Genomic DNA, 24,080 nt, shown 5'->3' on the forward strand with positions numbered 1-24,080 from the left:
AAGCCTCACATCAGGGAAGTTCCGCCGCATTTCGGACTCCGCCGAACGGAAACGGTGGATCACCCTTCATGGGGGGCACCACGGTGATGAGGTGGGGACGTGCGAGAGAATGACGGCATGGAGATGCCGAGGAACGAAAGGTCGCCGGAGAACGCCCAGAGGATCCTGGTCGTAGGTCAGGACGGCATGGCGCTCGGCGGCATCGACGCTGACGAGGACCCCCGTGAGATCCCGGTGACGGACATGGTCGAGCAGCCCGCGAAGGTCATGCGCATCGGAAGCATGATCAAGCAGTTGCTCGAGGAGGTGCGCGCGGCTCCCCTGGACGAGGCGAGCCGGGTCCGGCTGAAGGAGATCCACGCGAGTTCGGTGAAGGAACTGGAGGACGGCCTGGCGCCGGAGCTGGTCGAGGAACTGGAGCGGCTGTCCCTGCCGTTCAACGAGGACTCGACGCCGAGCGACGCGGAACTGCGGATCGCGCAGGCCCAGTTGGTCGGCTGGCTGGAGGGCCTCTTCCACGGCATCCAGACCACGCTCTTCGCCCAGCAGATGGCCGCGCGCGCCCAGTTGGAGCAGATGCGCCGTGCGCTGCCGCCGGGTGTGGGCCACGAGGGCGCCGACGACCCGCGTTCGGGCGGCCGTTCGGGCGGACCGTACCTGTAGAAGCCCGGTAAACACACGGAGAAGGGGCCCGGCGTCCGAGACGCCGGGCCCCTTCACACGCTCGACTTCACCTGTCCGGCCAGGCGTCCGGCGTCGTCCGGCGTCAGGACGCCGGGTTGCCCGAGGAGACCCTGAGCTCGATCTTGGGCATGTCGTCCGGGTCGACGTCCGTCCCGGCGGAGGGGAACTGATCCATGATCGCCCCTTCGCCGTACGTGTTCTCGTCCACCTTCGTGATCTTCATCTTCCAGCCGGCGGACTGGAAGCACGCCTTGACCGAGTCGATGTACTTGAACTTGAAGTTCGGCACCCGGATCTTGTCGGGGTCGTTGTACGACTCCTGCGGCTCGGAGCACTCCTCCGCCTCGATCGTCTTGGACGGGTCCGGGGCGCGGTAGCCCGCCGCCTTGGTCGCCGCAGGCGAAGCGCTGGTCCCGCCGGTGCCGCCCTTGGCGTCGCTGCCGCCGCCCCTCATCGAGAGGGTGATGACGAGGCCGCCGACCGTCACCACGGCGACCAGGGCCGAGCCGATGAGCATGGCCTTGCTGCCCTTGCGGCTGCCGCCGCCCGAGGACACCGCGGTGGACGGCTGCGGGCTGAGGTTGTACGCGGGCGGAGTGTGCGGCGCCTGCTGGTGGCCGTACGCCGGAGCGGGCGTCTGGTAGCCGCCCTGCTGCGGGTAGCCGTAGGAGGGGGACGGCGTCGGGGTGCCGTACGGGTTCGGGGTCGGGGCGGGCTGGTAGGGCGTCTGGACGCCCGCCTGGGGCGCCGGGGTGCCCTGGCCGACCGGCGGGAACACCGCGGAGCCGACGCCCGCGCCGCTCGACGTCTGCGCGCCCGGGACGATGCTCGGCGGGGCCGGCTGGAAGGAGGCGGCGACGCGCAGGCACTCGTCGCGCATGGCGACGGCGGTCGGATACCGCTCGTTCGGGTTCTTCTTCAGCGCGCGGGCGATGAGCGCGTCGACGGCCGGCGGCAGCGCCCGGTTGATCGAGGAGGGAACCACCGGCTCCTCCTGCACGTGCGCGTACGCGATCGCAAGCGGCGAATCCGCCTCGAACGGCAGCCGCCCGGTGACGAGCTGGAACAGCATGATGCCGACCGAGTAGAGGTCGGACCGGGCGTCCACGCCACGCCCCAGGGCCTGTTCGGGCGAGAGGTACTGCGGGGTGCCGACGACCATGCCGGTCTGCGTCATCGAGGTGACCCCGGACTGCATAGCCCGCGCGATGCCGAAGTCCATCACCTTGACCACGCCGCGCTTGGTCATCATCACGTTGCCGGGCTTGATGTCGCGGTGGACGAGCCCCATCTCGTGGCTGATCTCCAGCGCCGCCAGCACGTCCGCGGTGATCTTCAGCGCCTTGTCGGCGGGCATCGCGCCCTGCTGCCGTACGTCCTCGTCGAGCACGGAGCCGAGCGGGCGGCCCTCGATGTACTCCATGACGATGTACGGCGTCGTCAGCCCCTCGACGTCGTCCTCGCCCGTGTCGAAGACGGAGACGATGTTGGTGTGCGTGAGCTTGGCCACGGCCTGGGCCTCGCGGCGGAAGCGCTCGCGGAAGGCCTGCTCGCGGCCGAGTTCGGTGTGCAGGGTCTTCACCGCGACCTGACGGTCGAGCACGGCGTCGTAGGCGAGGTGCACCGAGGCCATGCCGCCCTCGCCGAGCAAGTCGCGCAGCTGATAGCGGCCGGCTGCGAGCGCCCGCCCCGCGTACCGGCCCTGCGCGCCGTCCTGGCTCATGTTCTGCGTCCCCCGTAGGCCCTCAGGCGCCATTGACTTGTCGTTGATCGACAGTGCTATTCCCGGCCAAGTCTGCCGTAGGGCACTGACACGTCAAGCTCGGTGCCCGTTCCGTGACCCTACGAGAAAGAAGCGTCGCGGAAGCGTTACAGGTGCCGTACCGGCGGTACACGGAATTTGCACGCCGGTACGGCGTACGGGTTTCATGGCCGGTCCGTCTCGGACCGGCGCCCGGGTCCGTCCGGGGCGTCGATCCGGGGATCGCTCCGGACCGGCGGCTTGCGCGGAGGCTGTAGCGTGGCCGACGGAGACCGTGACAACACCGCGCGCACCGCGGGCAGAAACGACGGCGAGGACTGATGGCACAGCAGCGCGCTCAGGGCCCGTCCGACCCCGAGGCGACTGGCGGCGGTATGTCAGATGCGCCGGAGAACTGGGGCAACGGCGGGCTGGTCGGGGACGGCCGATACCGGCTCACCCACAGACTCGGCCGGGGCGGCATGGCCGAGGTGTTCGCGGCGGAGGACGTACGCCTCGGACGCACCGTGGCGGTCAAACTGCTGCGCGCCGATCTGGCCGAGGACCCGACGTCCAAGGCCCGCTTCACGCGCGAGGCCCAGTCGGTGGCCGGCCTCAACCACCACGCGATCGTCGCCGTGTACGACTCCGGCGAGGACTTCGTGGGCGGCCAGAGCGTGCCGTACATCATCATGGAGATCGTCGAGGGACGCACGATCCGCGACCTCCTCCTCAACGCCGAGGCGCCCGGGCCCGAGCAGGCCCTGATCATCGTCTCCGGCGTCCTGGAGGCGCTCGCCTACTCGCACCAGCACGGCATCGTGCACCGCGACATCAAGCCGGCGAACGTGATCATCACGCACAACGGCGCGGTCAAGGTGATGGACTTCGGCATCGCGCGCGCCCTGCACGGGGCGTCCACGACGATGACGCAGACCGGCATGGTCATGGGCACCCCGCAGTACCTCTCCCCGGAGCAGGCGCTCGGCAAGGCCGTCGACCACCGCTCCGACCTGTACGCCACGGGCTGCCTGCTGTACGAACTCCTCGCACTGCGGCCCCCGTTCACCGGCGAGACGCCGCTGTCGGTGGTCTACCAGCACGTGCAGGACATCCCGATGCCGCCTTCGCAGACCTCCGGCGGGGAGTGCCCGCCGGAACTCGACGGCCTCGTCATGCGTTCCCTGGCCAAGGACCCGGACGACCGGTTCCAGACGGCGGAGGAGATGCGCGGCCTCATCCAGTACGGGCTGCAGATGCTGTACGACCAGGGCGCCCACACCGGCACCTGGAACACCGGGCCGGTCGGCCCGCACGACGGCCGCGGCATGCCCGCCGGCGGCTTCGCGAACACGACCGTGCTGCCGCACGGCGCCGACGGCTCCAGCACGTCGCAGATCCCGCAGCCGATCCTGCCCACGGGCTACGGCGGCGGTGACGACGGCGGCTTCGAGGGCCACGGCAACAGGGGCAGCGGTCGCGGCAAGCTGTGGATCCTCGCCGTTTTCGCGGTGATCGCCATCGCCGCGGGTGTCGCGCTCGCGCTGAACACCAAGGGGGCGGGCACCGGCGACGACACCAAGACGTCGAACTCGCCGACCGCCTCGCCGTCCGCGACGGGCGAGACCTCCACCGCGACGCCGACCGCCGAGCCGACCGACACGTCCACGGACGGCAACACTGACGACAACAGCGGTTCGAACTCCGGATCGAACTGGACACCGACGTACACGCCGTCGTACACGCCGTCGGACACCCCGTCCGAGTCGATCACCTCCTCGCCGTCGGCCGAGCCGACCGACACCCAGCCGTCGGACGAGCCGACCGACACGGAGACGGAGCCGAGTACCCCGTCCTCCGACAACCCGACGGGCGGGACGGACCAGGGCAACGCCGGCATCGGCGGCACCGGCCTCGGTGGCTGACTGACCGGCGTACGCCGGCTCCTCGGCATCTCTTCGACCACGCGCGCGTGGGCCTGTTCACAGGGCTCCACGCGCGCGTGCTCGTTTTCGCGGCCCCTATGCGGCTCGTTTCGCGCCCGGCTCAGTCCGCGAACGCTCCGCACACCGCGTCGTACTCCTGTGTCCACCACACGGCGAGGGCCGAGGCGGCCGGGAACTGGGAGTCCGCGCGGGTGTCGCCGCGCTCGTAGTGCCAGCGCAGCATCCAGAAGTCGTTGAGGCGCTCCCACCACACGCGGTGCACGGCCGCCGCGAGTTCGGAGGGCGTGGCCCGGGCCGCGCGCCGGTACGCGCGTGCGTACGCCCTCGCCTTCGGCAGGTCGAGGGCGCCGTCGGGCCGTACGAAGAAGATCGCGGCCGCGCGGACGGCCTCCTCCGCGCGGGGCTGCACGCCGAGCCGGTCCCAGTCGACGATGGCGGCGGGGGCGTCCCCGCGGTAGAGCAGGTTGAAGGGGTGGAAGTCGCCGTGCACCCAGCCGACCGGGCCGCCATGCGGGGGACGCCGGTCCGCGTGCCGTTCCAGCAGCGTGCGCCGCTCCAGGAGGCGGTGGCGGGCGAGGTCGTCGAAGGAGTCGGCGGGCCGGTGACGGCGCACGCGCGCGAGGAGGTCGTCGATGAGCGCGAAGGTGTCGGCGGGGTCGGGGCTCGGGGCGGTGTGCTCGACGTGAGCGGTGCGCTCGGACGGGGTGGTGCGCTCCGGTTCGTGCGCCGGGGGTGCGGGCTGTTCGCGCCCTGGGACCGAGTGCTTCGCCCTCGTCGGCGGCGGGTGCTCGCCGGGGGCTCGCATCACGTGTTCCAGGCTCGCGTGTACGACCCCCAGCAGCGCTCCCAGACGTCCGCACAGGCCGGGGGTGAGCTGCGCGCCGTGGCGGTGGCGGCCGTCGATCCACGGGTGGAGGGCGTAGGCGTGGCCGCCGACGACGGCGACCGTTCGTCCGTCGTGGCCGGGGAGCGGGGGCGCGACCGGGACGCCCAGGTCGGCGAGGCGTTCGGTGGCCCGGTGCTGGCGGGCGATGGAGGCGGGGTCGGCGGTGTCCGGGTCGAAGTGGTGCTTGAGGAAGTAGCGGCCTCGGGTGGTGCGCAGCCGGTAACCGCGGTTCAGCAGCCCCTCGTCGACCGGTTCGCAGGCGAGCGCTGTGCCGGCGGAGTAGCGGCGGAGCAGAGCGCCCAAAGGGGGCGCGTGGGGCACGGAGGGTGGTACACAGGAGCGCGGCACGCGCCCGATGCTAGGGCACGATTCTGGGCTGTGAGCTGGGCGTTGTCACAGAAAGTCACCAAAGGTCAACAGTTGTCACAGGTGGTCGCTTCAGGTCGCCCCGCAGGTGGGTACGGTCGCTGAGCCGTCCCTCGGGTACGCCCGCGACCGGCGGCACTCGCAACCGAAAACTCTTCCCGTGGCCTGGGTGGCCGGGATAACGTGCCGTTGCTCCGGCCTCCTGCAAGGCTGTGACCAGGCTCTCTTCCGACTTTGCCGATTTACTTGGAAATCCAAGCAAAAACGCAGGTCAGGAGGGGTTTCACAGAAATGTGGAGCACTGGGTAACGTGATGACTGCAGGGCGCTCGCCGGGGCACCTGTCACACCTGTTCCGACCGAGTGGCACCCACCCCGTGCACGAGTGTCGGCGCAGGTGGGCCGTACTGGTCACCCGGCAACCCCGGGGGCCGGACCGACGGAGGAGCAACACGTGACCGTGGAGAGCACTGCCGCGCACAAGCCGCGACGCAGCGCCGGAGGCAAGGCCGGCGCCACCGGCACCGAGCGCACCACCCGCACCACCGCGAGGAAGAGTGCCGAGCCCGAGCTCGTGCAGCTGCTGACGCCGGAGGGCAAGCGGGTCAAGAACAGCAGGAACGCGGAGTACGCCAAGTACGCCGCCGACGTCACCCCCGAAGAGCTCCGCGGCCTCTACCGCGACATGGTGCTCACCCGCCGCTTCGACGCCGAGGCCACCGCCCTGCAACGGCAGGGCGAGCTGGGCCTGTGGGCCTCGCTGCTCGGCCAGGAGGCCGCCCAGATCGGCTCCGGCCGGGCCCTGCGCGACGACGACTACGTCTTCCCGACCTACCGCGAGCACGGCGTCGCCTGGTGCCGCGGGGTCGACCCGGCCAACCTGCTCGGCATGTTCCGGGGTGTGAACAACGGCGGCTGGGACCCCAACAGCAACAACTTCCACCTCTACACGATCGTCATCGGCTCCCAGACGCTGCACGCGACGGGCTACGCGATGGGCGTGGCCAAGGACGGCGCGGACAGCGCGGTGATCGCCTACTTCGGCGACGGCGCCAGCAGCCAGGGCGACGTGGCCGAGTCCTTCACCTTCTCCGCGGTCTACAACGCGCCGGTCGTGTTCTTCTGCCAGAACAACCAGTGGGCGATCTCCGAGCCCACCGAGAAGCAGACCCGGGTGCCGCTCTACCAGCGCGCGCAGGGCTACGGCTTCCCCGGCGTCCGCGTCGACGGCAACGACGTCCTGGCCTGCCTCGCGGTCACCAAGTGGGCGCTGGAGCGGGCCCGCAACGGCGAGGGCCCCACCCTCGTCGAGGCGTACACGTACCGCATGGGCGCCCACACCACCTCCGACGACCCGACGAAGTACCGGGCCGACGAGGAGCGTGAGGCGTGGGAGGCGAAGGACCCGATCCTGCGCCTTCGCCGCCACCTGGAGGCCTCAAACCACACGGACGAGGGATTCTTCGCGGAACTCGAGGCGGAGAGCGAGGCGTTGGGCAGGCGAGTGCGCGAAGCGGTCCGCGCCATGCCGGACCCGGACCACTTCGCCATCTTCGAGAACGTGTACGCGGACGGGCATGCGCTCGTCGACGAGGAGCGGGCCCAGTTCGCCGCCTACCAGGCGTCGTTCGTGGACGAAGACGGGGGTAAGTGAGATGGCCGAGACCGCGACAACCAAGAACCTGGCCCTGGCCAAGGCGATCAACGAATCGCTGCGCCGCGCCCTGGACGCGGACCCCAAGGTCCTGATCATGGGCGAGGACGTCGGCAAGCTCGGCGGCGTCTTCCGGGTGACGGACGGCCTGCAGAAGGACTTCGGCGAGAGCCGTGTCATCGACACCCCGCTCGCCGAGTCCGGCATCGTCGGCACCGCGATCGGGCTGGCCCTGCGCGGCTACCGCCCGGTGGTGGAGATCCAGTTCGACGGCTTCGTCTTCCCGGCCTACGACCAGATCGTCACGCAGCTCGCGAAGATGCACGCGCGCTCGCTCGGCAAGGTCAAGCTCCCGGTCGTCGTACGCATCCCGTACGGCGGCGGCATCGGCGCGGTCGAGCACCACTCGGAGTCGCCGGAAGCGCTCTTCGCGCACGTGTCGGGCCTGAAGATCGTCTCTCCGTCGAACCCGTCCGACGCGTACTGGATGATGCAGCAGGCCATCCAGAGCGACGACCCGGTGATCTTCTTCGAGCCGAAGCGGCGCTACTGGGACAAGGGCGAGGTCAACACCGAGGCGATCCCCGGCCCCCTGCACAAGGCCAAGGTCGTCCGAGAGGGTACCGACCTGACCCTCGTCGCCTACGGCCCGATGGTGAAGCTCTGCCAGGAGGTCGCCGCCGCGGCCGCCGAGGAGGGCAGGAACCTGGAGGTCCTGGACCTGCGTTCGGTGTCCCCGCTGGACTTCGACTCGATCCAGGCGTCGGTGGAGAAGACCCGCCGCCTGGTCGTCGTCCACGAGGCGCCGGTGTTCTTCGGCTCGGGCGCGGAGATCGCCGCCCGGATCACCGAGCGCTGCTTCTACCACCTGGAGGCGCCCGTCCTGCGGGTCGGCGGCTATCACGCGCCGTACCCGCCGGCGCGCCTGGAGGAGGAGTACCTGCCTGGCCTGGACCGGGTGCTCGACGCCGTCGACCGTGCCCTGGCGTACTGAGGAGAGGGTCGTGACGACGATGACGGAAGCGTCCGTACGCGAGTTCAAGATGCCCGACGTGGGCGAGGGGCTCACCGAGGCCGAGATCCTCAAGTGGTACGTCCAGCCCGGTGACACGGTGACGGACGGCCAGGTGGTGTGCGAGGTCGAGACGGCCAAGGCCGCCGTCGAACTGCCCATCCCCTACGACGGGGTGGTCCGCGCGCTGCACTTCCCCGAGGGCACCACGGTCGACGTGGGCATGTCGATCATCGCGGTCGACGTGGCGGGCGGCGCGGGCGGGCAGGGCGGCGACGCCCCGGTCGCCGAGGTGCCGGCGCAGGCTCCCGCGGCTCCCGCGCAGGTGCCGGCCGCCCCGGAGAAGAAGGCCGAGGCCGTGAAGCCGGAGGCGGCGAAGGCCCAGGCTGCGAAGTCGGTGGGGGCGGGCCGTCAGCCGGTCCTCGTCGGGTACGGCGTGGCCGCGTCCTCCACCAAACGCCGGCCGCGCAAGGGCCCGGAGATCACGGTCCCGCAGGTCCCGGACACCATCCGGACCGAGCTGAACGGCCACGGGGCCGCGCCCGCCGTGAAGGACCGCCCACTGGCCAAGCCGCCGGTGCGCAAGCTGGCCAAGGACCTGGGCGTCGACCTCGCCACGGTGGTCCCGTCCGGCCCGGACGGCGTCATCACCCGCGAGGACGTCCACGCGGCGGTGACCCCGGCGGCTCCCGCGGCCCCGGTGACGCAGGCTCCGGTCACGGCCGCGCCCGCCCCCGCGCCCATGGCCGTACCGTCGTACGACTCGGTCCGGGAGACCCGGGTGCCGGTCAAGGGGGTGCGTAAGGCGACGGCGGCGGCGATGGTCGGCTCGGCGTTCACCGCGCCGCATGTCACGGAGTTCGTGACGTTCGACGTGACGCGCACGCTGAAGCTCGTCGAGGAGCTCAGGCAGGACAAGGACATGCAGGGCCTGCGGGTCAACCCGCTGCTCCTCATCGCCAAGGCACTGCTGGTCGCGATCAAGCGCAACCCGGAGATCAACGCGTCCTGGGACGAGGCGGCGCAGGAGATCGTGGTCAAGCACTACGTCAACCTGGGCATCGCGGCCGCGACCCCCAGGGGTCTCCTGGTCCCGAACATCAAGGACGCGCACGCCAAGACGCTGCCGCAGTTGGCGCAGTCGCTGGGCGAGCTGGTCTCGACGGCGCGGGACGGCAAGACCTCCCCGGCCGCCATGCAGGGCGGCACGGTGACCATCACCAACGTCGGCGTCTTCGGCGTCGACACCGGCACCCCGATCCTGAACCCCGGCGAGTCCGCGATCCTCGCGGTCGGCGCGATCAGGCTCCAGCCGTGGGTCCACAAGGGCAAGGTGAAGCCCCGTCAGGTGACGACTCTGGCGCTGAGCTTCGACCACCGGCTGGTGGACGGGGAGCTGGGCTCGAAGGTGCTGGCGGATGTGGCGGCGATCCTGGAACAGCCGAAGAAGCTGATCACCTGGGGTTAGCGGGGAAGGGGCCGCACCCCCGCGCGGGAAGCGCGGCCCCCTTCCGAACCGGCAACTGGCCACCGGTGACTGGCAAGCGGCGGGAGGGACCTCAGCCGACGTGGCAGGTTCCGCCCCTGCGCCCTCCGGATGTGCAGTCCGGCGCTCTGGCTACTGAGCTACACGTCGATGCGACGAGACGGTAGCCGTCGAACGAGCGTCCGGACAACCGTGTTTCGGCCGCCTTGGTACGTACGTCAGGTGTCCCTGCGTACGTCACGTGCCTCAACTACGTCACGTGCCCCTACGCCGGTACGTGCACCGTCTCCACTCGGCTCGCCACCAGCCGCTCGCGTTCGCGTCGGGCGGCTCGCTTGCGCAGGCGCAGGATCTGGCTGACTCCGAGGGCCTGGAGGACGAAGACGCAGGAGAAGGCGATCGTGTAGTCGTCGCCGGTGGCGTCGAGCAGGACGCCGACCGCGAAGAGCGTCGTCATGGACGCCACGAAACCACCCATGTTGGTGATTCCGGAGGCCGTGCCCTGACGCTCGGGCGGGTTGGCCGGGCGGGCGAAGTCGAAGCCGAGCATGGAGGCGGGGCCGCACGCGCCGAGCACCGCGCAGAGCGTCACGAGCAGCCACATCGGCGCCCGCTCGCCCGGGTAGGCCAGCGTCGTCGCCCACATCAGGGCCGTCGCGCCCACCGTGCCGAGGGCCAGCGGCAGCCGTGCCCCGTGGTGGCGGGCGACGATCTGGCCGTAGACCAGGCCCACGACCATGTTGGACAGCACCACCAAGGTGAGAAGTTCGCCGGCCGTCGCCCGCGACAGGCCCTGTGCCTGCACCAGGAACGGCAGGCCCCACAGGAGCAGGAACACCATCGCCGGGAACTGGGTGGTGAAGTGCACCCACAGGCCCAGCCGGGTCCCCGGCTCACGCCAGGACGCGGCGATCTGACGGCGGACGTATGCCGCGCCCTGGTGCGGGAACGGCGCGGGCTCGTGACCCTCGGGGTGGTCCTTCAGGAAGAGGAGTACGAGGACCAGGACCACCGCTCCGGCCACCGCGCTGCCCGCGAAGGCGGCCGTCCAGCCGATGCTGTGCAGCAGCCGGGCCAGGAGGAGCGTTGAGATCAGGTTGCCCGCCATGCCGGCCAGGCCCGCCATCTGGGCGACCATCGGCCCGCGGCGCGCCGGGAACCACTTCGTCCCCAGCCGCAGCACGCTGATGAACGTCATCGCGTCCCCGCAGCCGAGCAGCGCGCGGGAGGCGAGGGCGGTGCCGTAGGACGGGGAGAAGGCGAAGCCGAGCTGGCCGGCCGTGAACAGCACGACGCCGATGGTCAGCACCTTCTTGGTGCCGAGCCGGTCGACCAGCAGGCCCACGGGTATCTGCATGCCCGCGTAGACCAGGAGCTGGAGGATCGAGAAGGTGGACAGGGCCGAGGCGTTGACCTGGAAGCGGTCGGCGGCGTCGAGGCCGGCCACTCCCAGCGACGTACGGAAGATGACCGCGACGAAGTAGACCGAGACGCCGATGCTCCAGACGGCCATCGCGCGCCGTCCGCCCGGCGGATCACCCGGAAGGGTGGAGTTCACGCGGCGTGCGCCGGCGCTCATCGGACCTCACCGCGCGCCAGGTGTGAGAACCAGCCGACGTGCCGGTGCACGATCTCGACGGCCGCCTCCGCATCGCCGGAGCGCAGCGCCTGGAGGATCTCCTCGTGCTCGGTGAGCGTCTTGGCGATCCGGTCGGGGTGGGAGTGCATGATGGCGACGCCCATCCGCAACTGCCGGTCTCGGAGCTGGTCGTACAGCCGCGACAGGATCGCGTTTCCGCCGCTGCGGACGATCTCCGCGTGGAAGCAGCGGTCCGTCACCGCGGCCGCCGCCAGGTCGCCCGCCGCGGCCTGCTCCTTCTGCTTCGCGAGCAGCTCCTCCAGGCGCGCGATGAGCCCGGCCGGCGCGGGGACGGCCTTGCGCGCCGCGTGCTCCTCGACCAGCAGGCGCGTCTCCACGACGTCCGCGATCTCCTGCGCGGAGACCGGCAGGACCATGGCGCCCTTCTTCGGGTAGAGCTTGATCAGCCCCTCCACCTCCAGGCGCAGGAGCGCTTCCCGTACCGGTGTGCGCGAGACCCCCACGGCCTCGGCGAGTTCACCCTCGGTGAGGAGGGTGCCGCCCTCGTAGCGGCGGTCCAGGACGCCCTGTTTGACGTGGGCGTACACGCGGTCGGCGGCGGGCGGCTGCTTGACGGGAGCGGGGGTGGGGGTGGTGGTGGGCCCGGAGGTGGGAGTGGGGGCGGTAACGGGGGCGGGCGGGGCGGACGATGGCATGTCCACAGGATAGATACAACACGTACGCATCGGGGGATCGGTCCACATTGCGGGACCGGCGGCGGTGTTGCCGGGGACCCGTGAAGGTGTCGCGCGGGGCCGGTGACAGGGGCAGATGCCCGCGGCAGGTAAGAGCATCCCCAAGTAATCGGAAATTCTGTCCAGCAAGCGCACAACTTTCTGTGCTACTTACGTGTCACACACGTGCGGCCCCTTTTTTCTTTCCCCCCTCCAACTTGGCCGCATCGCAGGGGCATTCGACGTAATCGGGGTATTTCAGTTGATAACCGCCACCAAGGGCATTCGAGTCCGCAGGGCCGCAGCCGTTGCCGTCACCGTCGGCGCCGTGCTCGCGACCGGAGCCCTCACCGCGGCACCCGCACAAGCCGTCACGACGCCCACGATCGCCGCCAAGACCGGCTACGTGATGAACAACGCGAACGGCGCCACCCTGTACAACAAGGGCATGGACACCCAGCTGTCCACCGGCTCCACCACGAAGATCATGACGGCCAACGTGGTGCTGTCGCAGGCCAACCTCAACCTCGACGCCAAGGTCGTCATCCAGAAGGCGTACAGCGACTACATCGTCAAGAACACCGCGTCGTCCGCCCGGCTGATCGTCGGCGACAAGGTCACCGTTCGTCAGCTGCTCTACGGGTTGATGCTGCCGTCCGGCTGTGACGCCGCGTTCGCCCTGGCCGACAAGTTCGGCACGGGCACGACGCAGGCCGCGCGCGTGAAGAACTTCATCGCCAAGATGAACGCCAAGGCCAAGACGCTCGGCATGACGAAGACGAAGTTCGACTCGTTCGACGGCATCGGCAACGGCGCGAACTACTCGACGGCCAAGGACCTGACGAAGCTCGCCAGCAACTCGCTGAAGAACGCCAACTTCCGCGTGATCGTCAAGACCAAGTCGTACACCGCCAAGACCGTCACCAAGACCGGCTCCACCCGCACCATGGGTGCCTGGACCAACACCAACACGCTGCTGAGCAGCTACAGCGGCGCCATCGGCGTGAAGACGGGCTCCGGCCCCGAGGCGAAGTACTGCCTCGTCTTCGCCGCCACCCGGGGCACCAAGACCGTCGTGGGCACGGTGCTGGCTTCCACCAGCGTCACGGTCCGCGCCGCCGACGCGACGAAGCTGCTGAACTACGGCTTCGCCAAGCTCGGCTGACGTTCGAAGCCCGGCTGACGTTCGCGCGTCAGTCAGTCAGCCAGCAGGCAGTCAGTCCCTGAGGAACGGGCCCGTCGTGATCCATACGACGGGCCCGTTCCTACTTGGTGACCGCGAAGTTCCGCAGGATCGCCGCCGTCAGCTCCGGTTCGCCCTCCGCCTTCACCCGGTCCGCGACCGCCTCCGCCGTCACCCGGCCGCAGGCCAGCCGGACGTACGTCTCCCAGTCGAGGGTGAACGCGGCGGCGGGGCCGAGCGCGGGGGCCGTCTCCAGGGTGCCGCGGCCCGCCATGTCGACGCGGATCGTGCGCAGGAACTCGATCGGGCCGTGCACGTCGAAGACGACCGCCGAACTGCGCGGCGCGTCGGCCTTCTCCGCGACGACCGCAGGGAGCTCGGCGAGCAGCTCGTCACGGGCGATGTGCGCGCCGGGGGAGTCGAGGTTGCCGGGGCGGCCGAGCGCGGCGCGCAGATCCTGCTCGTGCACCCACACGTTGAACGCGTGGGTGCGCATGGACTCCTCGAGCGTGACCGTGGTGCTGAGCGCACCGCGCACCATCGTGGTGGGCTGCCGCGACTCGTTGCGCAGTTGGCGGTTGCGGCGGATGACCGTGTACTCCAGCTCGGACGTCATCTCCGGCGACGTGTGGTGACGGCGGACGTCGACCTGCATCTCCATGTAGCGCTGGAGGTCGTTGGTGACGTGGAACAGGTCGCGCGGGAGGGAGTGGATGGGCCGCGGGTCGCCGTACATCTCGCAGTCCAGCCCGATGACGTGCGACACGACGTCGCGCACCGACCAGCCCGGGCAGGGGGTCCTGCGGTTCCAGTCCGCCTCGACCAGTGGCTGCACCAGCTCGGATATCGCTTCGATGGAGTGGGTCCAGGCGTCGGCGTAGGGCTGGAGGGTGGGATGCAGACTCACGGAAACGGGACCCCTCGGCGGTCGGTACTTCGGGTGGGCTGTGGCGGCGTTGCCAGCGGGAGGTGGCTGCTGTCGGCGGGTGTCTTGGAACTCCCCCAGTTCTCGGCTGCGCTCGAGGCTGGGGGGAACCCCAAGCTACGCTGCTGTGAGGCACCCCGGCAGTGCTTTCGTGTGACGATCGTAGGCCTGTGTGGACGACTCGAATGCCAGGACGGTGGTAGTGTGCGCGCCTCTCTGATCCAGATCGCCGTAGAAGAGAGCGAATCGGTCGAATCGCGGCGGGTGCGGGTCGCCGCGCTGGTACGGGAACAGGCCGGTGCCGCCGACCTGGTGGTGCTGCCGGAGCTGTGGACGACCGGGGCGTTCTCCTACGAGCAGTTCGGCAGCGAGGCCGAGCCCCTGGAGGGGCCGACGTACGAGGCGATGGCCAAGGCCGCGAGCGACGCGGGCGTGTGGCTGCACGCGGGCTCGATCCCCGAACAGGCTCCGTCCGACAGCGGCTCCGCCGCAGGTCAAGGCCCTCTCTACAACACGTCTCTCGTCTTCTCCCCCTCCGGTGAGCTGGTCGCCTCCTACCGCAAGATCCACCGCTTCGGCTTCGACAAGGGCGAGGCCGTGCTGATGAGCGCGGGCCAGGACCTGGTGACGGCCCGTCTCCCCGAGACGACCGTCGGCTTCGCCACCTGCTACGACCTCCGTTTTCCCGAACTGTTCCGCGGTCTCGTCGACGCCGGCGCCGAGACCTTCGTCATCCCTGCGGGCTGGCCGGAGCGCCGCCGGGCGCACTGGACGCTGCTGGCTCAGGCGCGGGCGGTCGAGAACCAGGCGTTCGTGCTCGCATGTGGAACGGCCGGGACACACGCCGGAGTTCCGCAGGCGGGTCACTCGGTCGTGGTCGATCCGTGGGGCGAGGTGCTGGCGGAGGCGGGGTCGGGCGAGGAGATCCTGACGGTCGAGTTCGACCCGTCCCGCGTCGCCACGACCCGGGAGCAGTTCCCGGCCCTGAAGGACCGAGTGCTGGGCCTGCACCCGCCGCTCCGCTAAGCGCTCCGTTGGAAGAGCGGTGATGAATCTGCGGGCCGGTGGGGGCTGGTCGCGCAGTTCCCCGCGCCCCTTCCGGGGCGCGGTTGCGCACCCGACTTCACCAGGTCCGCTTAGCCGCTCGGCCGGCCGCTCAGCCGGCCGCTCCGCCCGCCGATCCCCAGCCGATCCGCGTCGGACCTCCTCAGCCCCGCTCGGCCCCTCTCCTTCCTCCGCCCTCCTCAGTCGTCCTCCCGCTCCTTGTCGGCAAGGTGGATCACGCAGACAGCGACCGCGATCAGCAGCGCCGGGTCGGCGTCCTCGCGGACGACGTCGACGCCGTAGGTCTCCCGTACGTGCAGCCAGCGCCGGGAGACGACGGCCAGGAGTTCGCCGTCGTACTCGACCGCGAACTCCCGGTCGAGGATCTTGCCGCTGACGTCGAGTTCGGTGCGGCCGTCCGCCAGGGCCACCCGGTAGTGGTTGCGCAGCAGGGAGAGCCGTTTGCGGCGGATCGTCGCGAGCGGCTCACCGGACCGTTCGATCACCATCGTGTCCCGCAGGGCGAACATCTTCTGGCGGATGTCGATCAGGACCCGCCCCTGGGTGTCCTTCAGCTCGAACGTGTCCCGCAGCCGCATCGCCTTGCCGTCGACGAGGTACACCTTGGTGCCCCGGTCGTCCTCGATCCAATAGTCGTCACCGAGGCCGAGGAGCCGGTCGCGCACGAGGAATCTCATGCCGTTACCGCTTCCCCGGCGGCCGGTCCGCGACGCCGCCGCTAGGCCGACAGACTGAGCTTCACTGCCGTGAGCAGGGCGGTGAGGGCGATGTGGGTGGGCGCGAGGATCGTGGCCGGGGTGTCGCTTTCGCGGAGGTGGAGAGTGGTGGAGGTGGCGGCTATCTCCAGGCAGTTGGTGTCGCTGCCGCCGCCGGAGAACGACGACTTCTGCCAGTGGAGGGCTTCAGGCACTGGGGTTCCCTCGTGCGAAGGAGTCAGACGCGGGTACGTTCCGCACTGCCGTGAGTAGGGCGGTGAGGGCGATGTGGGTGGGCGACAGGACCGTGGCCGGTGTGTCGCTCTCGCGGAGGTGGAGGGTGGTGGGGGCGGCGGCTATCTCCAGGCAGTCGTTGTCGGAGTCGCCCGCGGAGAACGACGACTTCTGCCAGCGGAGGTTTTGAGGCACCGGGGGCCTTTCACAGTTCTTGGGCGATACGGCGGATGAGGTCGAGGGAAGCGTCCTGTGGGAGCGCGGCGTTGTCAACGCGTTCGAGTTTGGTTCGGTACCGGTGCAGTTGAGCAGGCGCGTCGATGAACTCGGCACCGTGCGGCGTATCGATCTGCACAGTGTCCAACTGGGGTACGACTCCGCCGACGTACTGCACGGCGAGGCCTGCACCCGCGAAGCCTTCGGCTGCGAAGGGGATGACGCGAAGAGTGAGGGACTCCCTCTCGGATGCGTGCAGCAGGTGCTCGAGTTGAGCACGGGCTACCTTGGAGCCGCCGACGCGCATGCGTAGCGCGGCCTCGTGGATGATCACGTCGTACGGCGTTCCGGAACCGAGTATCTGCTGGCGCCGCATCCGGAACTCGACGCGAGCCTCTCGGACGTCTTCCGGAGACCCTGGCTCCACGAACGCCAAGGCCGCGCGTACGTGTTCTTCGGTCTGGAGGACCCCCGGAATGTGCACGACCTGAAATGTGCGGACGTACGACGCGCGGCGCTCCAACTCGGCGAGGTCGAGCGCCTTGGTCGGCAGAATACTTCGGTACGCCTCCCACCAGCCCTTTTCCCGCTCGTTGGCCATGCAGCCCAGTGCGTCGACGAGCCGGGGATCGTCACAGGCGTAGTGCTCGGCGAGCCTGCGCAGCCGCTCCTCGCTGACGCCGTGCTTCCCCGACTCGATGTTGCTGATCTGGGCCTGGCTCGTGCCCAGCCAGGCGGCGACGTCACGGGACACCAGGCCCGCCGCCTCGCGCAGCCTGCGCAACTCCGCACCGAGGCGCACCTGACGTGCAGTGGGGTTGACCCTCGGCGGCATGACGTCTCCTCAATTCCGTGGACCCGGTTGCGGCGTCGCAAATATACCGAGTACCTTCGTGCCGTACTCACGGAGGGTGCCCAATCGGTCACCCATCCGCAACTCCCGCACGCCCACCGTCCGTTGGAAGTGCCACCCCGGCCGTATCCCCGGGGCGCCGGACAGCAACGCGCGGCCACCCCTCACGCCACCACCGGAGCCGATGCCCCATGCCCTCGTACACCCTCGTCTGCCCACCCCTCGACACCTCCCCTCACATCGCCCGCGACTTCGTCGCCACCGTGCTGCGCGCACTGGAGCTGGACGGCACCCTCGTCGACGACGCGATCTTCTGCACCTCCGAACTCGTCACCAACGCCTGCACGCATGCCAAAGGTGACGGCACCGTGCTGTGGCTGGCGGTGGAGGAGGGGCGGCTGCGGGTGGTGGTGTACGACGGGGACGAGAACCCGCCGGTGATAAGGGAACTGACGGCTGAGACGTGGGAGCGAGGCGGCGGCCGGGGCCTGTACCTGGTGGACGCCGTCACCGAGGGAAGCTGGGGGCACGCCCCGGACATCCCGTACGGCGGGCAGCCGCACCCGGAGGGCAAGGCGGTGTGGTTCGACCTGCCCGTACGGCGAACGGCTGCGCCATGACCGGCGTACGGCAGACCCCGAACCGGCTGCAGCAACTGGAGACCGCGGCCGTGATCCTGTGCCTCGCCCGGCCGATGGTGGACGACGACGCGGGTCTGACGGCGGACGAACTCCGCTGGATCGCCGGCCGCCTGGTCGAGTCGCTCACAGACGTCCTCGGCATCGCCGCCGGTCGGTGCGAGGGAGACCGGCGCGACGCCTGCTCGGCAAGTGCCGGGTCGTGAGCCCCGGCGAAGCCGACCTGCCCCGGCCGGTCAAGGTGGCCGACGGGCCCCGAACGGGAGCCGATGCTGTCGGCGAATCCACAAGGGTCCAGTTCCGCGAATGTGACACTTGAGGGGGGAAGTGTCACATTCGCGGCGACAGCATCCCTGCTCCCGGCACGGACTCACCACCGTCCGGATCCCCAGACGGAACGCGCCAACAGCATCCGGGAGCATCGGGGAGCATTCGGGGGCATCTGGCGACATGACTGTCGGTGGCGGGTGGCACCCTGGGGATCATGAGCGACTCCTCTCCCCGCCGTGTCCGTGTCCGCGCCCCCGAGCTGATCGGCAAGGGTGGCTGGCTGAACACGGGTGGGCAGCAGTACACCCTCGCCGACCTGCGAGGACGTGTCGTCGTCCTGGATTTTTGGACGTTCTGCTGCATCAACTGTCTGCATGTTCTCGACGAGTTGCGGGAGCTGGAGGAGAAGCACCGGGACACGGTCGTCGTCATCGGGGTGCACTCGCCGAAGTTCGTGCACGAGGCCGAGCACCAGGCGGTCGTGGACGCCGTGGAGCGGTACGGGGTGGAGCATCCGGTGCTGGACGATCCCGAGCTCGGCACCTGGAAGCAGTACGCGGTGCGGGCGTGGCCGACGCTCGTCGTGATCGACCCGGAGGGGTACGTCGTCGCGCAGCATGCCGGTGAGGGGCATGCGCACGCCATTGAGCGGCTCGTGACGGAGCTGGAGGCCGAGCACGCCGCGAAGGGCACCCTGCGGCGCGGCGACGGGCCGTACGTGGTGCCGGAGCCCGAGCCGACCGCCCTGCGCTTCCCGGGCAAGGCCCTCGTCCTGCCCGGCGGGAACTTCCTGGTCAGCGACACCACCCGGCATCAGCTGGTGGAGCTGGCGGGGGACGGGGAGACCGTCGTACGGCGGATCGGGTCCGGTGTGCGAGGGTTCGCCGACGGCAGGGCGGAAGCGGCCTCCTTCAACGAGCCTCAGGGGCTCGCGCTGCTCGACGACTCCGCCGTGGTCGTCGCCGACACCGTCAACCACGCGCTGCGCCGCCTCGACCTCGGCACCGGGGACGTGACGACGCTCGCCGGCACCGGGAAGCAGTCGTGGCAGGGGTCGCCCGCCTCCGGGCCCGCCCGCGAGATCGACCTCTCCTCGCCCTGGGACGTGGCGCTCTTCGGCGGCCGGGTGTGGATCGCCATGGCCGGTGTCCATCAACTGTGGGCGTACGACCCGGTCGAGGGCACCGTGGGTGTCGCGGCCGGGACGACCAACGAGGGGCTCGTCGACGGGCCGGGCGCCGAGGCCTGGTTCGCCCAGCCGTCGGGGCTCGCGGCCACGCCCGACGGGGAGCGGCTCTGGCTCGCCGACTCCGAGACGTCCGCGCTGCGCTGGGTCGACCGGGAAGGGGCCGTCCACACCGCCGTCGGCACCGGTCTGTTCGACTTCGGGCACCGGGACGGCGCGGCCGGTCAGGCCCTGCTCCAGCATCCGCTGGGTGTCACGGTCCTGCCGGACGGCTCGGTCGCCGTCAGCGACACCTACAACCACGCCCTGCGCCGCTACGACCCCCGGACGGACGAAGTCACCACCCTGGCGACGGACTTGAGGGAGCCCAGCGACGCCGTTCTCGTCGGCGAGGACATCGTGGTCGTCGAGTCGGCCCGGCACCGGCTGACCCGGTTGCGGCTGCCGGAGGAGGCGGTCCGCGTGGCGGCCGTAGCCCACCGCACGCAGCGCGCCGCCACCGAAGTCGCGCCGGGGACGCTGCGGTTGGACGTGATCTTCCAGGCGCCGGCCGGTCAGAAGCTGGACACCCGGTACGGTCCGTCGACCCGGCTGCTGGTCTCCGCCACCCCGGCCGGACTGCTCCTCGAGGGCGAGGGCGCGGGCACCGACCTCTTCCGCACGCTGGAGCTCGATCCGGCGGTCACGGAGGGCGTTCTGCACGTCTCCGCCATGGCCGCCTCCTGTGACGACGCCCCGGACATCGAGTACCCCGCCTGCCACGTCCACCAGCAGGACTGGGGCGTTCCGGTCCGCCTCACCGAGGGCGGGGCGGACCGGCTGCCATTGGTCCTGGCGGGGATGGATCCCCAGTAACGCCAGTGGTCCCAGTGGTCCCAGTGGTCCCAGTGGCCCAAGGAACCTCAGTCCTCACTGTATTCACACAGGGTCCGCCGGGGGGTCAGGCGCCGTATCCGTCGCTGTAGCCGTCCCCGCGCCGGTGGTGCCGTTCCTCCTCGATGACGGTCGTCGAGGCCGGCGGTACGAGCACGCGCCGGCGCCGGGCGATGCTGCTGAACGTCGTCACGCCGATCAGCCCGACGATCATGAGGATCACGCCGACCAGGTCGAGGTTGACTCCTTGCATGTCCCAGTCGGTCGCGAACGTGAGGATGGCTCCCACGGCGATGAGGATGATGCATCCGCCCAGACCCATGGCGTCGCCTCCTGTCCCGGTGTACCGGCCGATCCGGTCACCACCGAACCCGGGTACCCGGGACCCGGGGAGTCAACTCCCATGCGCCGCCGGTTGGTTCGCCGGCTCCCGTGCGGCGTGGTCCGCCGGACGGGGCCCTACCCCTCCAGGAACGCCACCAGCGCGTTGGCCAGCAGATACGGGTCGGCGTCGCCGCACAGTTCCCGCGCGCTGTGCATCGACAGGATGGCCACGCCGATGTCGACCGTGCGGATGCCGTGCCGGGCCGCGGTGATCGGGCCGATGGTCGTGCCGCACGGCATGGAGTTGTTGGAGACGAAGGTCTGGAAGGGGACGTCCGCCTTCTCGCAGGCGGCGGCGAAGAGCGCCTGGCCCGTACCGTCCGTGGCATAGCGGTTGTTGACGTTGACCTTGAGGATCGGCCCGCCGTTGACCCGTGGGTGGTGCGTCGGGTCGTGCCGCTCAGCGTAGTTGGGGTGGACGGCGTGCCCGGTGTCGGAGGACAGACAGACGGTGCCCGCGAAGGCTCTCGCCCGGTCCTCGTACGAGCCTGCGCGCGCGAACACCGAGCGCTCCAGCACGCTGCCCAGCAGCGGTCCGTCCGCGCCGGTGTCCGACTGCGAGCCGTTCTCCTCGTGGTCGAAGGCGGCCAGGACCGGGATGTACGGCAGGCCCTCGCCGCCGGTCGCCACGGCCGCCAGCGCCGCCGTACCGGCGTGCACGGACAGCAGGTTGTCCATCCGCGGGCCGGCCACCAGCTCCTGGTCACGGCCCAGGTAGGCGGGCGGCTCGACGGAGTGCACCATCAGGTCCCAGCCGGTGACCTGGCCCGCGGACAGCCCGGACTCCTCCTCAAGGAAGGCGATGAGGTCGCCGTCGCGCAGGTCGCTGCCCAGGCCCCAGATGGGCTGGAGGTGGCGCTGCTTGTCGAGCTTGAGGCCGTCGGTGTTGACCGACCGGTCGAGGTGGATGGCGAGTTGGGGGACGCGCAGCAGCGGGCGGCCGATGTCGACCAGGCGCGTCGAACCGTCCCGCAGCGTCAGCCGGCCCGCCAGGCCCAGGTCGCGGTCGAGCCAGGAGTTGAGCAGCGGACCGCCGTAGATCTCCACGGCCACCTGGCGCCAGCCGTGCCCGCCGGTGTCGGGCCGCGGCTTGACGCGCAGGTTCGGGGAGTCGGTGTGCGCGCCGACGATCCGGAACGGCGTGTGCGGCGCGGCGCCCTCGGGGACGTACCAGGCCACGATCGCGCCCCCGCGCAACACGTACTTGCCGCCGCTCGTCCCGTCCCAGGCGTCCGTCTCCGAGACCTGCCGGAAACCGGCCTTCTCCAGCCGCTCCGCCGCGTTCGCCACGGCGTGGTACGGCGACGGGCTCGCCGTAAGGAACGTCAGGAGGTCGTCGGTGTGGCCGCGGTCGAAGCGGGAGGGTTCGCTCATGGGGTTCACCTTAACGACGTACGAGGGCCCGCTCCCGGCGATGGGAGAGGGCCCTCGTGAGGACAGTGTGCAGTGCCGCGCTGGAGTGCTCCGGGGTTGTCGGGAGTGCTCCGCTGTTGTCCGGATGAATCCTAGAACGCGGCCTCGTCCAGCTCCATCAGGTCCAGCTCGACGCCTGCGGCGATCTTGCGGGCCAGGGTGACGCCCGGCAGTACGTTCGCCGCGAAGAACTTCGCCGCCGCGATCTTGCCGGTGTAGAACGCCACGTCCTTGGCGGACACCGCCTTGGTGGACGCCGACTCCAGCTTCTCGGCGGCGATCGCGGCGCCCTTGAGGAGCAGGTGGCCGACGATCACGTCACCGGAGGCGAGCAGCAGGCGGGTGGTGTTGAGGCCCACCTTGTAGATGTTCTTGACGTCCTGCTCGGTGGCCGCGAGGTCGGTCAGCATCAGGCCGACGATGGCCTCCAGCTCGACGGCGGCCTTGGCCAGGTGCTCGCGGGCGCCCGCCAGCTCCTCGCCGCCCGTGCCCAGTTCGAGGAACTTCTTGATGTCCTCGGCAAGGGAGTTCAGCGCCGCGCCCTGGTTGCGGACGATCTTCCGGAAGAAGAAGTCCTGGCCCTGGATCGCGGTCGTGCCCTCGTACAGGGTGTCGATCTTGGCGTCGCGGATGTACTGCTCGATCGGGTACTCCTGCAGGAAGCCGGAGCCGCCGAAGGTCTGCAGCGACTGGGCGAGCTGCTCGTAGCCCTTCTCGGAGCCGTAGCCCTTGACGATCGGCAGGAGCAGGTCGTTGAGCGCGTGCTCGGTCTTCGCGTCCTCGCCGGCCGCTTCCTTGACCGCGATGGCGTCCTGGACGGAGGCCGTGTGGAGGACGAGGGCGCGCATGCCCTCGGCGTACGCCTTCTGCGTGATCAGCGAGCGGCGGACGTCCGGGTGGTGCGTGATGGTGACCTTGGGCGCGGCCTTGTCGCCGAACTCCGCGAGGTCGGAGCCCTGGACGCGCTCCTTGGCGTACTCCAGCGCGTTCAGGTAGCCGGTGGAGAGCGTGGAGATCGCCTTCGTGCCGACCATCATGCGGGCGAACTCGATGATGCGGAACATCTGGCGGATGCCGTCGTGCTTGTCGCCGATCAGCCAGCCCTTGGCGGGGTGCCGGTCGCCGAACGTCATCTCGCAGGTGTTGGACGCCTTCAGGCCCATCTTGTGCTCGACGTTCGTGGCGTAGGCGCCGTTGCGCTCGCCCAGCTCGCCGGTCTCGACGTCGAAGAGGAACTTCGGGACGAGGAAGAGGGACAGGCCCTTGGTGCCGGGACCGGCGCCCTCGGGACGGGCCAGCACGTAGTGGAGGATGTTCTCCGACATGTCGTGCTCACCGGACGTGATGAAGCGCTTGACGCCCTCGATGTGCCAGGAGCCGTCCTCCTGCTGGACCGCCTTGGTGCGGCCGGCGCCCACGTCGGAACCCGCGTCGGGCTCGGTGAGGACCATCGTGGAGCCCCACTGGCGGTCTACGGCGAGCTGCGCCATCTTCTTCTGGACGTCGTTGCCCTCGTCGAAGAGGATGCCGGCGAAGGCCGGGCCCGAGGAGTACATCCACACGGCCGGGTTCGCGCCGAGGACCAGCTCCGCGTACGCCCAGATCAGCGACGGCGGGGCGGTGGTGCCGCCGATCTCCTCGGGCAGGCCGAGCCGCCAGTACTCGGAGTCCATGAAGGCCTGGTAGCTCTTCTTGAAGGAGGCGGGGACCGGCGCGGTGTTGGTCTCCGGGTCGAAGACCGGCGGGTTGCGGTCGGCGTCCGCGAAGGACTCCGCCAGCTCGTTCTCCGAGAGGCGGGTCAGCTCCTCGAGGATGCTCTTCGCGGTCTCGGTGTCCATCTCCTCGAACGGGCCGGTGCCGTACAGCTTGTCGCGCCCGAGCACCTCGAAGAGGTTGAACTCGATGTCGCGGAGATTCGACTTGTAGTGCCCCATGGCGACGGCTCCGTAGAGAAGAGAGAAGACAGATCGGCGAGGGACTTGGATCCTCGCGCTGGTTCACGTACCAACAAGCAGCAAGTGCTCACGATGATGCTACCCGTCGGTAATAAGTCGCAAC

At 70.0% G+C, this 24,080-nt stretch carries 22 protein-coding genes and 1 tRNA gene; 10 read left to right on the forward strand and 13 right to left on the reverse strand.

What is annotated here, in order from left to right:
* Nucleotides 1-117: 117 nt before the first annotated feature.
* Complete coding sequence (locus OG352_RS22125; protein WP_329223915.1) at nucleotides 118-663, forward strand: bacterial proteasome activator family protein; 546 nt, start codon at nucleotides 118-120, stop codon at nucleotides 661-663.
* A gap of 103 nt (nucleotides 664-766) precedes the next feature.
* Here OG352_RS22125 and OG352_RS22130 read toward each other — a convergent pair whose 3' ends face one another.
* Nucleotides 767-2,407: a protein kinase domain-containing protein gene (locus OG352_RS22130; RefSeq protein ID WP_329219161.1), complete on the reverse strand. Its 1,641-nt coding sequence runs from the start codon at nucleotides 2,405-2,407 to the stop codon at nucleotides 767-769.
* Between the two features lie 359 nt (nucleotides 2,408-2,766).
* On the opposite strand from OG352_RS22130, the gene OG352_RS22135 reads away from it, so the two are divergent.
* Nucleotides 2,767-4,350, forward strand: coding sequence for a protein kinase domain-containing protein (locus OG352_RS22135; RefSeq protein ID WP_443072311.1), 1,584 nt, complete (start codon nucleotides 2,767-2,769; stop codon nucleotides 4,348-4,350).
* A 121-nt stretch (nucleotides 4,351-4,471) separates the two neighbouring features.
* On the opposite strand, the gene OG352_RS22140 is transcribed toward OG352_RS22135, so the two are convergent.
* A complete protein-coding gene (locus OG352_RS22140; RefSeq protein WP_329219163.1) occupies nucleotides 4,472-5,578 on the reverse strand; it encodes a phosphotransferase in 1,107 nt (368 codons plus the stop codon).
* A 498-nt stretch (nucleotides 5,579-6,076) separates the two neighbouring features.
* Here OG352_RS22140 and pdhA point away from each other — a divergent pair, with 498 nt between their 5' ends.
* The 3 genes from pdhA to OG352_RS22155 are packed head-to-tail and all read left to right on the forward strand — an operon-like array spanning nucleotide 6,077 to nucleotide 9,756.
* A complete protein-coding gene (pdhA, locus tag OG352_RS22145; protein WP_329219165.1) occupies nucleotides 6,077-7,276 on the forward strand; it encodes a pyruvate dehydrogenase (acetyl-transferring) E1 component subunit alpha in 1,200 nt (399 codons plus the stop codon).
* A 1-nt stretch (nucleotide 7,277) separates the two neighbouring features.
* Complete coding sequence (locus OG352_RS22150; RefSeq protein WP_329219167.1) at nucleotides 7,278-8,270, forward strand: alpha-ketoacid dehydrogenase subunit beta; 993 nt, start codon at nucleotides 7,278-7,280, stop codon at nucleotides 8,268-8,270.
* A 10-nt stretch (nucleotides 8,271-8,280) separates the two neighbouring features.
* Nucleotides 8,281-9,756 carry a dihydrolipoamide acetyltransferase family protein gene (locus OG352_RS22155; RefSeq protein WP_329219169.1) on the forward strand — a complete coding sequence of 492 codons (1,476 nt, stop codon included), beginning with the start codon at nucleotides 8,281-8,283 and terminating at the stop codon, nucleotides 9,754-9,756.
* Between the two features lie 95 nt (nucleotides 9,757-9,851).
* On the opposite strand, the gene OG352_RS22160 is transcribed toward OG352_RS22155, so the two are convergent.
* From OG352_RS22160 to OG352_RS22170, 3 genes are all read right to left on the reverse strand, one after another.
* Nucleotides 9,852-9,924 (reverse strand) — tRNA-Cys (locus OG352_RS22160).
* A 115-nt stretch (nucleotides 9,925-10,039) separates the two neighbouring features.
* Nucleotides 10,040-11,287 carry an MFS transporter gene (locus OG352_RS22165; RefSeq protein ID WP_443072492.1) on the reverse strand — a complete coding sequence of 416 codons (1,248 nt, stop codon included), beginning with the start codon at nucleotides 11,285-11,287 and terminating at the stop codon, nucleotides 10,040-10,042.
* 62 nt (nucleotides 11,288-11,349) lie between these two features.
* Nucleotides 11,350-12,069, reverse strand: a complete 720-nt coding sequence (locus tag OG352_RS22170) for a GntR family transcriptional regulator (protein ID WP_329219173.1) — start codon at nucleotides 12,067-12,069, stop codon at nucleotides 11,350-11,352.
* A gap of 280 nt (nucleotides 12,070-12,349) precedes the next feature.
* Between OG352_RS22170 and OG352_RS22175 the strand changes: the two genes are divergently transcribed.
* Complete coding sequence (locus OG352_RS22175; protein WP_329219175.1) at nucleotides 12,350-13,252, forward strand: D-alanyl-D-alanine carboxypeptidase family protein; 903 nt, start codon at nucleotides 12,350-12,352, stop codon at nucleotides 13,250-13,252.
* A gap of 100 nt (nucleotides 13,253-13,352) precedes the next feature.
* Here OG352_RS22175 and OG352_RS22180 read toward each other — a convergent pair whose 3' ends face one another.
* The gene (locus tag OG352_RS22180) at nucleotides 13,353-14,177 is read right to left on the reverse strand and encodes a maleylpyruvate isomerase family mycothiol-dependent enzyme (RefSeq protein WP_329219177.1); all 825 of its coding nucleotides are present in this window, start codon (nucleotides 14,175-14,177) and stop codon (nucleotides 13,353-13,355) included.
* A 222-nt stretch (nucleotides 14,178-14,399) separates the two neighbouring features.
* Between OG352_RS22180 and OG352_RS22185 the strand changes: the two genes are divergently transcribed.
* On the forward strand, nucleotides 14,400-15,221 hold the full coding sequence (locus OG352_RS22185) for a carbon-nitrogen family hydrolase (protein WP_329219179.1): 822 nt from the start codon (nucleotides 14,400-14,402) through the stop codon (nucleotides 15,219-15,221).
* A 218-nt stretch (nucleotides 15,222-15,439) separates the two neighbouring features.
* Here OG352_RS22185 and OG352_RS22190 read toward each other — a convergent pair whose 3' ends face one another.
* The 4 genes from OG352_RS22190 to OG352_RS22205 are packed head-to-tail and all read right to left on the reverse strand — an operon-like array spanning nucleotide 15,440 to nucleotide 17,240.
* The gene (locus OG352_RS22190) at nucleotides 15,440-15,937 is read right to left on the reverse strand and encodes an LURP-one-related/scramblase family protein (RefSeq protein ID WP_329219181.1); all 498 of its coding nucleotides are present in this window, start codon (nucleotides 15,935-15,937) and stop codon (nucleotides 15,440-15,442) included.
* Nucleotides 15,938-15,978: 41 nt separating this feature from the next.
* The gene (locus tag OG352_RS22195; RefSeq protein ID WP_329219183.1) at nucleotides 15,979-16,170 is read right to left on the reverse strand and encodes a DUF397 domain-containing protein; all 192 of its coding nucleotides are present in this window, start codon (nucleotides 16,168-16,170) and stop codon (nucleotides 15,979-15,981) included.
* On the reverse strand, nucleotides 16,163-16,384 hold the full coding sequence (locus tag OG352_RS22200; protein WP_329219185.1) for a DUF397 domain-containing protein: 222 nt from the start codon (nucleotides 16,382-16,384) through the stop codon (nucleotides 16,163-16,165). The genes OG352_RS22195 and OG352_RS22200 overlap by 8 nt, the downstream gene beginning before the upstream one ends.
* 10 nt (nucleotides 16,385-16,394) lie before the next feature.
* The gene (locus OG352_RS22205) at nucleotides 16,395-17,240 is read right to left on the reverse strand and encodes a helix-turn-helix domain-containing protein (protein ID WP_329219187.1); all 846 of its coding nucleotides are present in this window, start codon (nucleotides 17,238-17,240) and stop codon (nucleotides 16,395-16,397) included.
* Between the two features lie 209 nt (nucleotides 17,241-17,449).
* Here OG352_RS22205 and OG352_RS22210 point away from each other — a divergent pair, with 209 nt between their 5' ends.
* The 3 genes from OG352_RS22210 (at nucleotide 17,450) to OG352_RS22220 (ending at nucleotide 20,207) form a co-directional block, all read left to right on the forward strand.
* Nucleotides 17,450-17,878, forward strand: coding sequence for an ATP-binding protein (locus OG352_RS22210; protein WP_329219190.1), 429 nt, complete (start codon nucleotides 17,450-17,452; stop codon nucleotides 17,876-17,878).
* Nucleotides 17,875-18,102 (forward strand): hypothetical protein, encoded by a 228-nt coding sequence (locus OG352_RS22215; RefSeq protein WP_329219192.1) that lies wholly within the window; start codon nucleotides 17,875-17,877, stop codon nucleotides 18,100-18,102. Before OG352_RS22210 ends, OG352_RS22215 begins: the two co-directional genes overlap by 4 nt.
* A gap of 278 nt (nucleotides 18,103-18,380) precedes the next feature.
* Nucleotides 18,381-20,207, forward strand: coding sequence for a thioredoxin-like domain-containing protein (locus OG352_RS22220; protein WP_329219194.1), 1,827 nt, complete (start codon nucleotides 18,381-18,383; stop codon nucleotides 20,205-20,207).
* An 85-nt stretch (nucleotides 20,208-20,292) separates the two neighbouring features.
* Here OG352_RS22220 and OG352_RS22225 read toward each other — a convergent pair whose 3' ends face one another.
* The 3 genes from OG352_RS22225 to OG352_RS22235 form a co-directional block, all read right to left on the reverse strand.
* Nucleotides 20,293-20,547, reverse strand: coding sequence for a DUF6458 family protein (locus OG352_RS22225; RefSeq protein WP_329219196.1), 255 nt, complete (start codon nucleotides 20,545-20,547; stop codon nucleotides 20,293-20,295).
* A gap of 137 nt (nucleotides 20,548-20,684) precedes the next feature.
* Nucleotides 20,685-21,983, reverse strand: a complete 1,299-nt coding sequence (locus OG352_RS22230) for a M18 family aminopeptidase (protein ID WP_329219198.1) — start codon at nucleotides 21,981-21,983, stop codon at nucleotides 20,685-20,687.
* A 131-nt stretch (nucleotides 21,984-22,114) separates the two neighbouring features.
* Nucleotides 22,115-23,956, reverse strand: a complete 1,842-nt coding sequence (locus OG352_RS22235; protein WP_329219199.1) for an acyl-CoA dehydrogenase — start codon at nucleotides 23,954-23,956, stop codon at nucleotides 22,115-22,117.
* Nucleotides 23,957-24,080 lie beyond the last annotated feature (124 nt).

This window comes from Streptomyces sp. NBC_01485, from assembly GCF_036227125.1.
Classification (GTDB): Bacteria; Actinomycetota; Actinomycetes; order Streptomycetales; family Streptomycetaceae; genus Streptomyces.

Coding starts and splice junctions, on each gene's coding strand:
- OG352_RS22125 (WP_329223915.1), top strand. CDS start 118: ATGGAGATGCCGAGGAACGAAAGGTCGCCGGAGAACGCCCAGAGGATC.
- OG352_RS22130 (WP_329219161.1), bottom strand. CDS start 2,407: ATGAGCCAGGACGGCGCGCAGGGCCGGTACGCGGGGCGGGCGCTCGCA.
- OG352_RS22135 (WP_443072311.1), top strand. CDS start 2,767: ATGGCACAGCAGCGCGCTCAGGGCCCGTCCGACCCCGAGGCGACTGGC.
- OG352_RS22150 (WP_329219167.1), top strand. CDS start 7,278: ATGGCCGAGACCGCGACAACCAAGAACCTGGCCCTGGCCAAGGCGATC.
- OG352_RS22165 (WP_443072492.1), bottom strand. CDS start 11,287: ATGGCCGTCTGGAGCATCGGCGTCTCGGTCTACTTCGTCGCGGTCATC.
- OG352_RS22170 (WP_329219173.1), bottom strand. CDS start 12,069: ATGCCATCGTCCGCCCCGCCCGCCCCCGTTACCGCCCCCACTCCCACC.
- OG352_RS22190 (WP_329219181.1), bottom strand. CDS start 15,937: ATGAGATTCCTCGTGCGCGACCGGCTCCTCGGCCTCGGTGACGACTAT.
- OG352_RS22205 (WP_329219187.1), bottom strand. CDS start 17,240: ATGCCGCCGAGGGTCAACCCCACTGCACGTCAGGTGCGCCTCGGTGCG.
- OG352_RS22210 (WP_329219190.1), top strand. CDS start 17,450: ATGCCCTCGTACACCCTCGTCTGCCCACCCCTCGACACCTCCCCTCAC.
- OG352_RS22215 (WP_329219192.1), top strand. CDS start 17,875: ATGACCGGCGTACGGCAGACCCCGAACCGGCTGCAGCAACTGGAGACC.
- OG352_RS22220 (WP_329219194.1), top strand. CDS start 18,381: ATGAGCGACTCCTCTCCCCGCCGTGTCCGTGTCCGCGCCCCCGAGCTG.
- OG352_RS22225 (WP_329219196.1), bottom strand. CDS start 20,547: ATGGGTCTGGGCGGATGCATCATCCTCATCGCCGTGGGAGCCATCCTC.
- OG352_RS22230 (WP_329219198.1), bottom strand. CDS start 21,983: ATGAGCGAACCCTCCCGCTTCGACCGCGGCCACACCGACGACCTCCTG.
- OG352_RS22235 (WP_329219199.1), bottom strand. CDS start 23,956: ATGGGGCACTACAAGTCGAATCTCCGCGACATCGAGTTCAACCTCTTC.